At 67.9% G+C, this 14996-nt stretch carries 10 protein-coding genes and 1 pseudogene; 8 read left to right on the top strand and 3 right to left on the bottom strand.

The window, feature by feature from the left end:
* The first annotated feature begins 156 nt into the window (after positions 1 to 156).
* From VP06_RS03145 to VP06_RS03130, 5 genes and pseudogenes are all read left to right on the top strand, one after another.
* Complete coding sequence (locus VP06_RS03145; protein WP_048462386.1) at positions 157 to 1317, top strand: efflux RND transporter periplasmic adaptor subunit; 1161 nt, start codon at positions 157 to 159, stop codon at positions 1315 to 1317.
* A gap of 191 nt (positions 1318 to 1508) precedes the next feature.
* Entirely contained in the window at positions 1509 to 4664 is a 3156-nt protein-coding gene (locus tag VP06_RS03140; protein WP_048462385.1) for an efflux RND transporter permease subunit, read from the top strand.
* A gap of 132 nt (positions 4665 to 4796) precedes the next feature.
* Entirely contained in the window at positions 4797 to 5765 is a 969-nt protein-coding gene (locus VP06_RS03135; RefSeq protein WP_082167125.1) for a LysR substrate-binding domain-containing protein, read from the top strand.
* A gap of 78 nt (positions 5766 to 5843) precedes the next feature.
* A pseudogene (locus VP06_RS38865) lies at positions 5844 to 5970 on the top strand (IS3-like element ISAav4 family transposase); the annotation flags it as partial.
* A 619-nt stretch (positions 5971 to 6589) separates the two neighbouring features.
* Entirely contained in the window at positions 6590 to 7435 is an 846-nt protein-coding gene (locus tag VP06_RS03130; protein WP_048462384.1) for a YfdX family protein, read from the top strand.
* Positions 7436 to 7483: 48 nt separating this feature from the next.
* Here the strand turns inward: VP06_RS03130 and VP06_RS03125 are convergent, their stop codons facing one another.
* The gene (locus VP06_RS03125; RefSeq protein ID WP_048462383.1) at positions 7484 to 8056 is read right to left on the bottom strand and encodes a YcgN family cysteine cluster protein; all 573 of its coding nucleotides are present in this window, start codon (positions 8054 to 8056) and stop codon (positions 7484 to 7486) included.
* Between the two features lie 336 nt (positions 8057 to 8392).
* On the opposite strand from VP06_RS03125, the gene VP06_RS03120 reads away from it, so the two are divergent.
* The 3 genes from VP06_RS03120 (at position 8393) to VP06_RS03110 (ending at position 12446) form a co-directional block, all read left to right on the top strand.
* Positions 8393 to 10558: a transglycosylase domain-containing protein gene (locus tag VP06_RS03120; protein ID WP_048462400.1), complete on the top strand. Its 2166-nt coding sequence runs from the start codon at positions 8393 to 8395 to the stop codon at positions 10556 to 10558.
* Between the two features lie 142 nt (positions 10559 to 10700).
* Entirely contained in the window at positions 10701 to 11294 is a 594-nt protein-coding gene (locus tag VP06_RS33585) for an acyltransferase (RefSeq protein WP_197093114.1), read from the top strand.
* Between the two features lie 420 nt (positions 11295 to 11714).
* Positions 11715 to 12446 (top strand): class I SAM-dependent methyltransferase, encoded by a 732-nt coding sequence (locus tag VP06_RS03110; RefSeq protein WP_048462382.1) that lies wholly within the window; start codon positions 11715 to 11717, stop codon positions 12444 to 12446.
* 159 nt (positions 12447 to 12605) lie between these two features.
* On the opposite strand, the gene VP06_RS03105 is transcribed toward VP06_RS03110, so the two are convergent.
* Positions 12606 to 13367, bottom strand: a complete 762-nt coding sequence (locus tag VP06_RS03105; protein WP_048462381.1) for a CatB-related O-acetyltransferase — start codon at positions 13365 to 13367, stop codon at positions 12606 to 12608.
* The gene (locus VP06_RS03100) at positions 13364 to 14326 is read right to left on the bottom strand and encodes a glycosyltransferase family 2 protein (RefSeq protein ID WP_197093113.1); all 963 of its coding nucleotides are present in this window, start codon (positions 14324 to 14326) and stop codon (positions 13364 to 13366) included. The genes VP06_RS03105 and VP06_RS03100 overlap by 4 nt, the downstream gene beginning before the upstream one ends.
* Between the last annotated feature and the right edge of the window lie 670 nt (positions 14327 to 14996).

Genomic DNA, 14996 nt, shown 5'->3' with positions numbered 1-14996 from the left:
GCGAATAAAGGCAGCTTGAAAACGGCGCCTGCCCACCGATCTCATGGTGCGAGGTCGCGGGTCCGCACCCTCGGTGCCGGCTGACAGCACTTCGATGATCTTCCGAGCGAGAAGAGAACCATGTCACGAACGCTGGACCGCTTGCGAACCCTGCGCATGCGGAGGGGCCGAGCCCTGGTTGTCGCCGCCGTGCTCCTCGCCGGCGCCGGTCCCGCACCCTTCGCCCTCGCAGGCGATGCCGCCTCAGCGCCGGAAGTCGGAATCGTGACGGTCCAGCCGAGGCCCGTCACCCTGACCAAGGAACTGCCCGGCCGGGTCACGCCGATGCGCATCGCCGAGGTGCGTCCGCGCGTTTCCGGCATCATCGTCGAGCGCGCCTTCCAGCAGGGCAGCGTGGTCAAGAAGGGCGACGTGCTCTACCGCATCGACCCCTTGCCGTTCGAGGTTGACCTCGAGAGCGCCAAGGCCGCCCTCGCCCGGGCCGAGGCCAGCCTGTTCCAGGCGTCGCGCCAGGAGGACCGGCTGCGAACCCTGCTGTCCGGCCAGACCACGACGCAAGCCCAGTACGATCTCGCGCTCTCCGCCGAGCGACAGGCGGAGGCCGAGGTGGCCGCCCAGAAAGCGGCGGTCAAGCGGGCGCAGATCAATCTCGATTATGCCACCATCCGCGCCCCGATTACCGGACGCATCGGCCGGGCCCTCGTCACCGAGGGGGCCCTGGTGGGCCAGACCGAGGCCACCCACCTCGCCACCATCCAGCAGCTCGATCCCATCTACGCGGATTTCACCCAGTCGGTGACCGAGCTCAACCAGCTCAAGCGCGACCTCGCTTCCGGGCGCCTGCGGCAGGTCTCGCCGGATGCGGCCCGCGTGCGCCTGCTCTTCGACGACGGCACCGCCTATCCGCAGACCGGGCGCCTGCTGTTCTCGGACGTCACGGTCGATCCGGGAACCGGGAAGGTCACGTTGCGGGGGGAATTCCCCAATCCGCAGGCCGACCTTCTGCCCGGCACCTACGTGCGGGTGCAGATCGAGGAGGGCGTCAGCGCCCGCGCCGTCACGCTGCCGCGCCAAGCCATCCAACGCAACAATGCCGGCGGCAGCGAAGTCTATGTGATCAACGATGCCGGCCGGGCCGTCCTGCAACCGGTGCGCACCGGGCGGACCCTCGGCGACCAGGTCGTCATCGAGGATGGGCTGCAGGCCGGTCACCGCGTCGTGGTCGAGGGCTTCCAGAAGTTCGTCCCCGGCAGTGCGGTCACGCCGGTCCCCTGGTCGGGGAGTGCTGCCGCCTCCGCCAACGCGGCGCAGAACTGATACCAACGGCCGAAGATGCTGACGCATCCGGCCGTTGAATTCATCGCGAATTGTCGATGCCAAGCCAGAGACTTGGCGAACATTCGAGAACGGCACCAAAGGTCGTTTCCAACGACTGTTGGCAAAGGTCGTGTCCAACGACCGTTGGTATGATCCCCCCGCGACCGTCCTCTCTCCGGAGACACGCTGTCATGCCCGCCTTCTTCATCGCGCGGCCGATCTTCGCCTGGGTCGTCGCCATCTTCATCTGCCTTGGCGGCCTGCTCGCCCTGCCGTTCCTGCCCGTCGCCCAGTATCCGGTCATCGCACCGCCCTCGATCGCGATCTCGACGGTCTATCCGGGCGCCTCGACGCAGAACCTCTATTACAGCGTGACCCGCCTCATCGAGGAGGAGCTGAACGGGGCTGCCAATATCCTGAACTACGAATCCACCAGCGACACGACCGGCGAGGTGGAGATCGTCGCGAACTTCCAGCCCGGGACCGATGTGGCTCTCGCCGCGGTCGACGTCCAGAACCGGATCAAGCGCATCGAGCCCCGCCTGCCCGACGCCGTGCGGCAGCAGGGCATCCAGGTCGTCGAGGCGTCGAGCGCGATCCTGCAATTCGTCACTCTGACCTCGCCCAACGGCAGCCTCGACGAAGTCGGGCTCGGCGATGTCGCGACACGCTACGTCCTGCCCGAGCTGCGCCGCCTCCCGGGCGTGGGCCGGGCGCGCCTGTTCTCGACGGAGCGGGCGATGCGCATCTGGCTCGATCCCGACAAGATGCTTGGCCTCAGCCTGACGGCCGGCGACGTCGAGGCGGCGATCCGGGCCCAGAACGCCCAGGTCTCGTCCGGTCTCCTCGGCACCGCCCCGAGCCCCGTTACCGAGCGCACCCAGAACATGGTGCTGGTCAAGGGCCAGCTCGAAGCGCCGGACGAATTCGGCGCCATCGTGCTGCGCGCCAATCCGGACGGCTCGACGGTGCGCCTCGCCGACGTGGCGCGCATCGAGATCGGAGGCTTGTCCTACGCCTTCTCGACGCGCCTGAACGGCAAGCCCGCCGCGGCCGTGGCGGTGCAGCTCGCGCCGCGCGGCAACGCGCTCGCCACGGCGGAGGCGGTGAAGACCAGGATGGGTCAGCTCGCAGCCTTCTTCCCGCCCGGTGTCTCCTATGAGGTCTCCTACGACGTCACGCCGGTGATCAAGGCGTCCGTCAAGAAGGTGCTGCTGACGCTCGCCGAGGCCGTGGTCCTCGTCTTCCTCGTGATGTTCCTGTTCCTGCAAAACATCCGCTACACGCTGATCCCGACGATCGTGGTGCCGATCGCGCTGCTGGGCACCTGCGTGGCGCTGCTCTGGCTCGGCCTCTCGATCAACGTGCTGACGATGTTCGGGATGGTGCTCGCCATCGGCATCCTGGTCGACGACGCCATCGTGGTGGTCGAGAACGTCGAGCGCATCATGGCCGAGGAGGGCCTGCCCCCGAGGCAGGCGACCGAGAAGGCCATGGGCCAGATCACCGGCGCAGTGATCGGCATCACGCTGGTGCTGATGGCGGTGTTCGTGCCGATGGCGTTCTTCCCCGGCTCGGTCGGCATCATGTACCAGCAGTTCTCGGCCTCGATGGTGGTGTCGATCGGTTTCTCGGCTTTCCTGGCGCTGTCGCTCACCCCCGCGCTCTGCGCGACGCTGCTCAAGCCGGTTGAGACGGGGCACGGCCACGCCAAGGAGCACGCCAAGCGCGGCTTCTTCGGCTGGTTCAACCAGCGGCTCGACCAGCTCACGCGGGGCTACGGCCGCGCCACGGGCTGGATGGTGGCGCGTGCCGGACGCTTCATGCTGCTCTACATCGCCCTGCTCGCGGGCCTCGGCTATGCGATGTGGCGGCTCCCCTCCGGCTTCGTGCCGGTCGACGACCAGGGCTTCGTCATGGCCGACCTGCTCAGCCCCTCGGATGCGAGCGCGAGCCGGACGCTCGACGTCGTCCGGTCGGTGGAAGACCAGATGGCCCGCACCCCGGGCGTCGACAAGGTGACGTTCATCACCGGCTTCAGCTTCTTCGGCCAGGGCGCGATGACGGCGCAGGCTTTCGTCACCCTCAAGGACTGGTCGGAGCGCGGCGCCGACCAGAGCGCCGAGGCGATCATCGCGGGCAGCAACGCCGCCTTCGCCCGGCTGCGCGACGCCGAGGTCTCGGCCCTGGCGCCGCCGCCGATCGCCAATCTCGGCACCACGAGCGGCTTCAGCTTCCGCCTCCAGGACCGCTCGCAGCGCGGCTACGACGCGCTGATGGCGGCCAAGGACCAGCTGCTGGCCGCGGCCGCCCGCTCGCCGGTGCTCCGGAAGGTGGTGGTCGAGGGCCTGCCGCTCGCGCCGCAGATCCGGCTCGACATCGACCGCGAGAAGGCGGCGGCCCTCGGCGTCACCTTCGCGGACATCAACGCCACCCTGTCGGCCCAGCTCGGCTCGACCTACGTCAACGACTTCCTCAACCGCGGGCGCCTGCAGCGCGTGATCGTCCAGGCCGAGGAGGAGAAGCGGGTCCGTCCGGAGGATCTGCTGATCTACAGCGCGCGCAACAGCGCTGGCGCGATGGTGCCGTTCTCCTCCTTCGCGCGGGTGGCCTGGGTGACGGGACCGACGCAGGTGGTCGGCTTCAACGGCTATCCGGCCGTGCGGCTGACCGGCGAGCCCGCCTCCGGCTACACGTCGGGCGACGCGCTTGCCGAGATGGAGCGCCTCATGGGCACGCTGCCGTCTGGATTCGGCTACGAATGGGCCGGCCAGTCGCTCCAGGAGAAGCTCGCGGGCTCGCAGGCGGCCTTCCTGCTCGGGTTGTCGATCCTGTTCGTGTTCCTGTGCCTCGCGGCCCTCTACGAGAGCTGGACGATCCCCCTCGCGGTGATGCTGGTGGTGCCGCTCGGCATCGTCGGCTCGGTGGCGGCCGCCTACCTGCGGGGCCTGCCCAACGACGTCTACTTCACGGTCGGGCTCATCACGATCATCGGCCTTTCGGCCAAGAACGCGATCCTGATCATCGAGTTCGCCAAGGACCTGCGGGCGCAGGGCAAGCCTCTGCTGGACGCGACGCTCGAAGCGGCCGAGCTTCGGTTCCGGCCGATCCTGATGACCTCGCTCGCCTTCATCCTGGGCGTGGTGCCGCTCGTGATCGCCTCGGGCGCGAGCGCGATGAGCCAGCAGGCGCTCGGGACCGGCGTGCTCGGCGGCATGATCACCGCCACGGTGCTCGCGGTGTTCTGGGTGCCGATTTTCTTCGTGGTGGTGATGCGGACGCTCGGACGGGACCGCTCGGATGCAAAGCCGGCGCTCGCCAAAGCGGTTCGAGAGGAGGTCGCCTGAGCGGAGACCGAGCGGCGAGGATCGGTTTCGCCAATGACCGCCATTACGGGTGCCGGGCTTGAAGCCCGGCCCCAGCACCGCAACATCGGAACAAGACCCTGGTCCGGGCCCCTCTGGCGAGCATCCTCCGGCATGCTCGCGATGTCGGACCGCGTTCGCTCTCCCGACGCCGGCCCGACCGAGGATCGCATGCCCGACTCTCCCCTCGATTTTGATCTGCTGCGCGCCTTCCTCCACATCGTTGAGAGCGGGAGCTTCACCCGTGCGGCCGAGCGTATCGGCCGCACCCAGTCGACGGTCTCCCTGCAGATCAAGCGGCTGGAGGATGGGCTCGGCCGGCGCGTCTTCGACCGTGACGGCCGCGACCTTCGGCTCACGCCGGAGGGCGAGATCCTCCTCGGCTATGCGCGGCAGATCCTGACTCTGGGCGACGAGGCCTGCGCCCGCATCATGGAACCGGAGGTCGAGGGCGTCGTGCGCCTCGGCACCCCGGAGGATTTCGCGACGGCGCACCTGCCGAACGTGCTGGCGCGCTTCGCCCGCGCTCATCCGCGCGTGTCGCTGGAAGTCCATTGCGACTTCACGGTGCATCTGCTCGACGGCTTCTCTCGCGGCCTCTACGATCTCGTCCTGCTCAAGCGCGAGCCGCAGGGGCCGGGGGGCGGCATCGGCATCTGGTGCGAGGTGCTGGAATGGGTCGCATCACCCGGTCTCGCGCTGGGTCCGGGACCGATCCCGCTGGTGCTCGCGCCGGTCCCCGACGTGTATCGCAAGCGAGCGCTGCAGGCGCTCGAAGCAGCGCGTTTGCCCTGGCGCATCGTCTATACCAGCCAGAGCCTGCTGGGCCTGCAAGCCGCCGTTCGCGCCGGACTCGGTGTGACGGTGTTGCCCAAGGGCATGATCCAGCCCGGCTTGATCCGCGTGTCGGGCACGCACGGCCTTCCTGCGCTGCCGGCGACGGAGGTCGTACTGTACCGCGCATCGGGCTCCCTGCCGCGAGCCGCCGATCTCCTGGCCGAGCACATCGTGCACGCGCTCGAAGCGGAAGTGGGCTGCCCCGCTGAACCGGGGGCTTGTGCTGAATTGCACATGGCTCCCTGACTCGACGGCATTCGATCTTGGGCTTGGGATTGCCCCGGATTGGACACCGAGAGCGCTTTCGCGTGAGGTGTGCTTGCCATGCCGAGAACCCGTCCCCCGTACCCGGCGGAGCTCCGCCGCCAGATGGTCGGGTTGGTCCGCGCTGGATGCGATCCAACCGATCTCGCCGGGGAGTTCGAGTCGTCGGCCCAAGCCATCCGCAACCATGCCATCCGCAACGGGGTGGCCGAGGCCGATCAGTTGGAAGGACGTCGAGAGGCAAAGCCTCCTGCCCGCTGAGGCTGTTCTGTCGGCGAGCGAGCGCGAGGAGCTCCTTCGGCTGCGGCGCGAGAACCGTCAGCTGAAGCCGGAGCGCGACATCCTCTCTCTCTTTCTCGCGCGCGCGAGAGAGCCTGGCTTGCGCGGGAGACCGGAGTTCTGCCGTCGGGATCTTCCGGTTCATGAGCGCGAACCAGGCGCACTTCCCGATCGCCGTCATGGCGCGCGCTGGGCGTCTCGGAGGGCGGGTCCTACGCCTGGTTCGGCCGGCCCCTCTCGGCGCGGGCTCAGGCGGACAACCTGGGTTCACCGACGGCGCGAGTGGGATGCGGCGCCTCACCGTTACGGTCCCAGCCGAGCATCGAACCCGATCAGCCCCTCGCAAACCGACCTGATGCGGGCACCGTCGGATCGGTCGACCTCTGACGCTCGCTCCGTTTTCGGTGCGTTACGAGCTTTTAATAAAGAAAACCGGCAACCCGTGCCGCGCCGGTGTATTATCCGAATGTGCTCACGCACTGATGCCGCAAAGACAATTGGCATCGATTGCAAGAGGAGGCATGACCATGTCTTACCGGAAATCTCTCGCCGTCGCCCTCGTTGCCACCACGATCCTCGGCGGTGCCGCCTACGCGACCGAACAGGCGACCACGCCGGCGACGACGCACGAGAATGCGGCCCAGCGTGCGGTCGACCAGGATGTCGGCAAGCTGTCGAAAGACGGGGCTCAGGCGTTCCGTGACATGCACCTCGCCCGCATCGCGATCTTCGACGCCGATCCCGCACAGGCCAAGAGCCTGATCGCCAAGGCGCAGGCCGCCCTGACCAAGGCAAAGACCGATGATGCCGTGTTCACCAAGGCCGAGTCCGAGCTGACGACGCCGGCCGATCTCGCGGCCACCAAGGCGAAGGCCGACAAGACCACTGACGCCAAGACCACTGACGCCAAGACCGCCGATGCCAAGACCACTGACGCCAAGACGACGGAAATCAAGCCGGACTCCAAGGACAAGGTCGCCTGGGTGCCGGTCGATGCCCAGATGACGCTCGGCGAGGATTTTGTGGCGACCCCCGAGAAAGCCTCGGCCGTGACAGAGGCGAACAAGAGCCTCGCCAAGGGCGACCAGAAACGGGCCATCGAGACGCTCAAGCTCGCCCATGTCGACGTCCAGTTCGTCATGGCGGTTCTGCCCCTCGACAAGACCACCGCCGACGTGAACCAGGCGGCGTCGCTGATCGGCCAGGGCAAGTACTACGAGGCGAACGCGGTGCTGAAGACCGCCGAGGACGGCATGCGCTTCGACGTGATCGATGCGGTGGGCCTCCCCCAGAAGGCTACCGCGACCGCGACGAGCGCCAAGCCCGCCGCCAAGCCCGCCGCCTCGGCTACGGACGGCAAGGTGGTCAAGTAAACCGCCGGCTTTCCGTGCGCGCCGTCCTTGCGGTCGAGCCGGCGCCGCTCAGGCGCCGGCCTGCGGGTCCGGGCCCGGGAGATCCTGCATCTCGGAATCTTGCATCTCGGGATCTTGCATCTCGGGATCCTGGCCCGGCCAGTCGACGATGCGGTCCAACAACTCCTCGGTCTCGAACTCCTCCTCGGTACCGCTGACCTTGCCGCGGACCGAGATGCCGGCCTCGTGCACGGTGCGGCGGGTGCCGGAGACCAGGGGATGCCACCAGGGCAGGTCGCGCCCGTCCCGCACGAGGCGGTAGCCGCAGGTCGGCGGCAGCCAGGGCAGGCTGCGCACCGCCTCGGGCGTCAGCCGGACGCAATCGGGCACCCTGCGCTGGCGGCGCGCATAGTCGCGGCAGCGACAGGTTCCGGCATCCAGCAGCGTGCAGCCGATATCGGTGTAGTGGATCTCGCCCGAATCCTCGTCCTCGAGCTTGAGGAGGCAGCAGCGGCCGCAGCCGTCGCACAGGCTCTCCCACTCCTCGGGGCTCATCGCCTCCAGGCTCTTCTCACGCCAGAACGGCGTCGCGGCCTTGAGGGAGGCGGGCGGGCGCGGGGGCTTGCTGCGGGCTTGGGCCACGGCTGTTCACGGCTTTCGAGGCGCCGGATCGACGGCGCGGAGGCGGGACGGGGCGGGAACGCCCCTCCTGTGCCGCGCTCCGCCGCCCGGGGCAAGCACGGCCGGGGCCACCTCCGCAATCCTGCGACCTCGTGTCGGCGGGCGGGCGCCCCATATTGGTCGCAGAAGCCTGCGACCGGCTCCCGGGCCGCAGTCTCCAGGTCGCGCACCCGGCCTCGCGCTCGGAGGCGAGGCTTGCTAGACCTCGAACTCGCTCCCGCCCGAGGACTTGCCGACGTGCCCGAGAACCGGCCCACCCACCGGCTGACCCAGATCCGGACCCGCCTGTCCCGCGGGATGCTCGGCTTCGACGCCTGGCTGAACGACGGCCTCTACACGGGCGGCCGGTCGTTCGGCGAAGCCTATGGGCGCTTCGCCGAGCGGATCCAGCGCCGGTTCCGGGTCACGGGCGTCACGCGCCTCGTCCTCGACCTGGCGAGCGAGGGCGTGACCCTCGGGCTCGCCGGCGGCGTGGTGATGCTGACCCTCGCCCAATCCGCCTTCAACCAGACCAGCGAGAACTGGCTGAAGGCGCCGGACCTCGCCGTGACCTTCCTCGACCGCTACGGCACCGAGGTGGGGCGGCGGGGCATCAAGCACGACGATTCGCTGCGCATCGACGAGTTTCCCGACACCCTCATCAAGGCGCTGATCTCGACCGAGGACCGGCGCTTCTACGAGCATTGGGGCATCGATCCGATCGGCACGCTCCGTGCCGTGACGGTGAATGCGCGCGGCGGCGGCCACGTCCAGGGCGGCTCGTCGTTGTCGCAGCAGCTCGCCAAGAACCTGTTCCTGTCGAACGAGCGCTCGCTCGAGCGCAAGATCAACGAGGCGTTCCTGGCCCTCTGGCTCGAATTCCATCTGACCAAGAACGAGATCCTGAAGCTCTACCTCGACCGGGCCTATATGGGCGGCGGCACGTTCGGGGCGGCGGCCGCGGCAGATTACTATTTCGGCAAGAGCCTCAAGGACATCACTCTGCCGGAAGCCGCCATGCTGGCCGGCCTGTTCAAGGCGCCGACGAAGTATGCCCCGCACGTGAACCTGCCGGCGGCCCGCGCCCGCGCGGCGGACGTGCTGCACAACATGGTGGAGGCCGGCTACCTGACGGAAGGCCAGATCCAGTCGGCCCTGCGCAACCCGGCGACCCCGGTGACCCGCTCGCGCGACATCAGCGCCGATTACTACCTCGACTGGGCCTTCAACGAGATCAAGAAGCTCGCCGACGAGGGCAAGCTGAAGAAGGAGCGGGTGCTGGTCGTGAAGACCCCGCTCGACCTTTCGATCCAGAAGCGGGCCGACCAGGCGGTCGAGAACGTCTTGCGCCAGTTCGGCGACGCCTTCGACGTCGAGCAGGCCGCCCTCGTCACCATGGACCCGGACGGGGCGGTGCGGGCGATGGTCGGCGGGGCCGATTACGGCCAGAGCCAGTTCAACCGCGCCACCGACGCGCTGCGCCAGCCCGGCTCGTCGTTCAAGCCCTACGTCTATGCCGCGGCCCTCGCCACCGGGCAGTGGCGGCCGGAGAGCAAGGTCGTCGACCGTCCGGTCTGCATCGGCAACTGGTGCCCGGCGAATTACGGCCGCTCCTTTGCCGGAACCGTGCCGCTCTGGGTCGCGGTGGCGAAATCGATCAACACCATCCCGGTGCAGTTCTCGATCGCCATGGGCAAGCAGCTCGGCGAGAGCCACGACGCCCGCGCGGCCAAGCTCGGCCGGGCCAAGATCATCACGCTCGCCCACAAGATGGGCATCACCTCGAACCTGGTCGATTCGGTCTCGCTGCCGATCGGCTCGGCCGAGGTGACGGTGATCGACCAGGCGGCCGGCTACGCGGTCTTCGCCAATGGCGGCAAGCGGGCCAAGCCTTATGCGGCGACCGAGATCCGCACCGGTGCCGGCGAGGTGATCTACCGCCACGACGCCAGCGAGGCGCCGCCCGAGCAGCTCCTGTCGACCCGGGTCGTCGCCGACATGAACTTCATGCTCAACAAGGTCGTCGACGAGGGCACCGGCCGCAAGGCGGCCGTGGAGGGCGTCCGCACCGCCGGCAAGTCGGGGACCACCAACGCCTACCGCGACGCCTGGTTCGTCGGCTATACCGGCAACCTCGTGACCGCCGTCTGGTACGGCAACGACGATCATTCCTCGACCAAGAACCTGACCGGCGGCTCGCTGCCGGCGATCACCTTCCACGAGGTGATGGCCCCGGCCCATCAGGGCATCGAGCTGAAGCCCCTGCCGGGCTTCGAGTCGGACAAGGCCGCCGCCCGCAATGCGCAAGCCGCCGCCCCGACCACGCCGCCCCCCGGCGCGCCGGCCGGCGCCCTGTCGCGCCGCTCCTTCGAGGTGCTGGGGGGCCTGGGCCAGCTGTTCCGGTCGGTGGACAGCCCGCGGCCGGGACGGGCGGCGTTCAACGTGCTCGACCGGTCCGGCTCCGCCGGCAATTCGTCCAACTGACCGGCGGGGCCCGTCACCCTCGCCAGGGCGCGACGACCGACACATGGCAAGGCCGCGCCATCCGCCGCGCCGGCGTGTCCGAGCGAGACCGACAACGCAGCCCCGTCTGCGGCATATCTTGTATCAGGACAATTTTCGATCGATGCCAATCCACGTCAGCATGGAGAGCCCGAACAACCTTGTCGACATCGACGCCGCGTTTCTGGATGCCGGGAACGGCCATATCTCGATCGCCGGCGAAAACAACGTCGTGAGGATCGCGCGACAACGCATCGCCGGGACGGTGTTCTTCTCGGTCGCGGGAGGCGCCAGGATCGAACTCGGAGACGACGGGATCCTGGGCACTCTGTCGATCCACGCGGTTGCCGAGGGAGCGCAGATCGTCATCGGCCGCGGCCTCGGCATCAACGGGATGGTTCAGATCACCAGCCACGAACGGGCCTCGATCCGCATCGGGAATTTCTGTCTGTTCGCCCCCGACGTCACGATCATGGCGAGCGACGTCCACAAGATCCTCGACCGGAAGAGCGGACGGCGCCTGAACCCGGCGCTGGACGTCACGATCGAGGACAAGGTCTGGATCGCGCCGCGCGCGGTCGTCCTGCGCGGCGCGCATATCCGGTCCGAGAGCGTCGTCGGGTGGGGCAGCGTCGTCAACGGCAGCTTCCCGCCGAACTCGCTCCTGGCGGGCATGCCGGCCAAGGTCGTCCGGAAGAACATCCGCTGGGAGCATTGAGACGGTTTCCGAACGATCCGCCCGGAAACCGTCTCGGCGAGCCCGCGCGGCGATTGAGCGAAGCCGGTTTCCGCATCGCGACGCGATCCATCGGACACGCCCGGCGCCCTGTCGCGCCGCTCCTTCGAGGTGCTGGGGGAACTGGGCCACCTGTTCCGCTCGGTCGAGAGGCCCCCGCCGGGGCGGGCGGCGTTCAACGTGCTCGACCGCGGCCCCCCGGCAGCTCGGCCAACTCAGCAGACTTGCGTTGGCAGGCCACCGCTTCGTCCGCTTCGGTTGTTGTTGGATCGCAGATTTTTGCCGCCGAACCGGTGACCACTTCGGCGAAATCTGCTTAAGGCGAGCCCGCGCGACGGCGCGCCCGGCGGGGTCGGGCCGCCGCGCGCCGCATCGATCCCGATTGCCCCGGAACGGACGACGATGGCCTTCACCCACTGGCATTCCGGCCCCCTGTACAGCGATTTCATCGCCGCGATCGCGCGCGCCAAGAACGCGAGGGGCTATCTGGAGGTTGGCGTCAGGGACGGCACCACCCTGTCGCGGATCGACTGCCCGAGCATCGGCGTCGATCCGGCCTTCCAGCTCAACGGCGACGTCATCGGGAAGAAGACGAATCTCCACCTCTACCAGATGACCAGCGATGTCTTCTTTCGCGACTACGATCCAAGCAGGATCATCAACGCGCCCATCGACGTGATCTTCCTGGACGGCCTGCACCAGTTCGAGTACCTGCTGCGCGACTTCATCAACAGCGAGAAGGCGACGCATCGCCACGGCGTGATCCTGCTGGACGATTGCCTACCTGCCAACGCCGAGATGACCGAACGCGCCCATGACCCGGCGGCCCGATCGAACCAGGACTTGGCCGGATGGTGGACCGGAGACGTCTGGAAGCTGCTGCCGATCCTGGAGCGCTACCGCCCCGACCTGCGGGTGACCGCCGTCGACGTGCGCCCGACAGGCAGCATCTGCATCACCAACCTGGATCCGTCCTCGACGATCCTGGAGAGGAACTACTACGAGATCCTCGACAAGTACCGCGGGATCGACATGGACGACGCGGCCTGCGCGCGCTTCTACGACGGCCGCACGATCATCGAGGCCCGGACGATCCTGGACGGCTTCGAGGCGTCGCTGTTCGTCGGTCCATGAGCCTCGGGCGGCGCGAAGGATCGGGAAACAGGACCGCAAGCATCGCGAGGCCCGGCGCGCACCGCCTGCGGGCGCCGGGCGGCTCCGGTCCGGGCTTTCACCCGACGGGAGGCTGGCGGCGGGCAGGTCGGGCTTTGCGTGATCGGGGGAAACCGGCGCCTATGGCGACAGATCGCCCACCCGGACCCAGCCCGGCTCGTACCGCGAGAGATGCGGGACGATCTGCTGCAGCCGGGCGATGGCGGCGTCGATCTCCCCGAACGGAACGCCCTCGAGCTGCCAGGGCGCGTAATTCCACCACTCGAGTTCGAGCAGCGCCGCGATCTGCTTCGGGCCGAAGCGAAATCCCTTGATTTCGGCCGGGTTGCCCGCGACGATCGCGTAGTCGGGGACGTCCTTCACCACCACCGAATGACCGGCGACGACGGCTCCGTTGCCGACCTTGACGCCCTGGCCGATGAACGCCCCGTGCCCGACCCAGACGTCGTGGCCGATCTCGGTGGCCACCAGCACGTCCGGCATCGTCCGCGGGTTGCGGACGGGAATCGTCCCCGGCGGCCCGGGCCGGAACGCATGGTACCGGTCGGCGTCGGGAAAGTCGTGGCCGACGCCGAACATCCCACCGCCATAGGCGTAGAAGAACGGGCTTGTGCTCATCCACAAGATGGGATGCGCGCCGCGACCGATCTGCACCATCTCACCCATGGAGACGTACCGGCCGATTGTCGTCTCGGAGACGAAGCCGCTCACGCCGTAGCTGAAAGCGCCGAGCCGCGACGAATGCATGAAGTCGAGACGCTTCACGCCGCACGGCGGCTCGAAACAGGCGTTGGGCGAGACGTGGTCCTTGTCCGCCGTCAGATGGCACTCGACGCCCTTGGCAGTGAGCGTCTGCAGGAGGCCGGGCGTGATCCGGATCATTTGTCGATCCTCAGGCTTTGCGCGACGCGAGCCCGGACGGCCTCGTTGGTGTCCACGAGATGACCAAATTCGGTCGCCAATTCCATGGAGTATTTTAAGACCATGCTTATACATTTCATCTTGTAATCTGTTTTGTGGGTGAAGGACAGGTCGCCGCCCGCATAGGCGATCGGGTTGCGTTCCATGATCGCGAGATCGGGCTCGGGATTGAAGAAGTAGCCGCTGCCAAGCAGCTCGGCCGGCCGGTTCATGAGGAGCTCGAACGGCGCGATGTAGTGGCTGCCCCGTCCGGCGGAGGTCTCGCGCGCTCCTGCCGCCGTGATCTTCAAGCGGCCGATGACCCATTTGTAGATGTCGTGCCATCCGGAGCGGCGCGGATAATGCGCCAGGACGATGTCGGGCTCCTGGACGACGTTGAGCGCCTTGCCGGACTCCCGATGCGCGTTGTGATTCCCGGCATGGATCGTCACCCCGGGAAGCGCGCGCATCATGATCTTGTGGACGTCATGCGGCGTCTTGTGACGCCAGACCATGCGCCTGGGCACCACGATCTCGTCGGCATCATCGCTCGCGGCGTCGATGTAGTTCACCAAGCGGACCTGGATCCCGTCGACGTCGGGCCCGACCGCCTGCAGGTAGCTCCGGAGCGGGACGCCGACGCCTCGCATGTCGATGAACTCGTCGGCGTCGAAGAAGATGACCCAGGCGGCATCGTACTTGCTTCGGGCGTAGTCGAAAAGAAACGTGTTCCGATTGCTCTCATCGAAGATGACGCACCGCCTCTCGATCAGCTCGATCGGCATCCTCTCGTCGATGAGACCCTTGACGATCTCGACCGTGCGATCGTTGCTGCCATCGTCCAGCACGATGATCTGATCCATTTCCACCAGATGATGGCGGAGAACGGATTCGATGATGTCGTCCTCGTTCAATGTCCTAACGACACCGACGACGGTCATCTTGGTTTCTTTCTTGAAGATCGATCGCACGAGGGAGAATGGCATAGGTCCACTTAAGATGTCAGCGGGTGGCGTGAATCAGCGAATGTCCGCGCTGCCGGCACGAACGGTGCCGCAGCGCGAGGGGCCACACGGCTCCGGACCTGCAGCCACGGAGAAGGGTCGCTGCCGCAGGCGCGCCTGGCTCGGTGATGCCCGCTCCGCATCGGGGGACGAGTTCCCGCACAAGCGCCACACCCGAGCATGTCACCATCATGCGCCCCCCTCGGACGTCTTCCTACCGGATCTTCCGTGACGAACCGACGTCCGGTCTCCCGGACTGTCGGGCGATGCGCTCCCTCTCGCATCCGAACGTCCTGGGCTCGAAGACCGGCGCCACGCGATGCTGGCGGCCATCGAATCCGCGCGAGACGGTTTCTGCCATGCCGCCGCCGGCGAAGTCCATCGCCGACGAGCGACGGTCCGGGCTCGCGGCGAGGCTGCCGAGGGGTGCGAGCCGGGCGGGCGGCGAGGCGGTTCGCAGCCCCGCGAGCGCCCGCGACAATCCGGCAGCCCCCCGCAAAAACCCGTTCGGGCCCGGCCCGACCTGAGCTAGACACGAGCCCACGATGCTGATCGAGAAAGCCGCCCTTCCGGCCTCCAGGCGCGCCCCGTCCCCCGGCCTTCGCCC

Source organism: Methylobacterium aquaticum, assembly GCF_001043915.1.
Taxonomy (GTDB): domain Bacteria; phylum Pseudomonadota; class Alphaproteobacteria; order Rhizobiales; family Beijerinckiaceae; genus Methylobacterium; species Methylobacterium aquaticum.
This window is presented reverse-complemented; position numbering and strand designations above follow the sequence as displayed.

Excerpts from the sequence above, each read along its gene's own strand:
- VP06_RS03145 (WP_048462386.1), top strand. The coding sequence starts at position 157 with ATGCGGAGGGGCCGAGCCCTGGTTGTCGCCGCCGTGCTCCTCGCCGGC.
- VP06_RS03100 (WP_197093113.1), bottom strand. The coding sequence starts at position 14,326 with ATGACCGTCGTCGGTGTCGTTAGGACATTGAACGAGGACGACATCATC.
- VP06_RS03130 (WP_048462384.1), top strand. The coding sequence starts at position 6,590 with ATGTCTTACCGGAAATCTCTCGCCGTCGCCCTCGTTGCCACCACGATC.
- VP06_RS03140 (WP_048462385.1), top strand. The coding sequence starts at position 1,509 with ATGCCCGCCTTCTTCATCGCGCGGCCGATCTTCGCCTGGGTCGTCGCC.
- VP06_RS33585 (WP_197093114.1), top strand. The coding sequence starts at position 10,701 with ATGCCAATCCACGTCAGCATGGAGAGCCCGAACAACCTTGTCGACATC.
- VP06_RS03105 (WP_048462381.1), bottom strand. The coding sequence starts at position 13,367 with ATGATCCGGATCACGCCCGGCCTCCTGCAGACGCTCACTGCCAAGGGC.
- VP06_RS03120 (WP_048462400.1), top strand. The coding sequence starts at position 8,393 with ATGCTCGGCTTCGACGCCTGGCTGAACGACGGCCTCTACACGGGCGGC.
- VP06_RS03110 (WP_048462382.1), top strand. The coding sequence starts at position 11,715 with ATGGCCTTCACCCACTGGCATTCCGGCCCCCTGTACAGCGATTTCATC.
- VP06_RS03135 (WP_082167125.1), top strand. The coding sequence starts at position 4,797 with ATGCTCGCGATGTCGGACCGCGTTCGCTCTCCCGACGCCGGCCCGACC.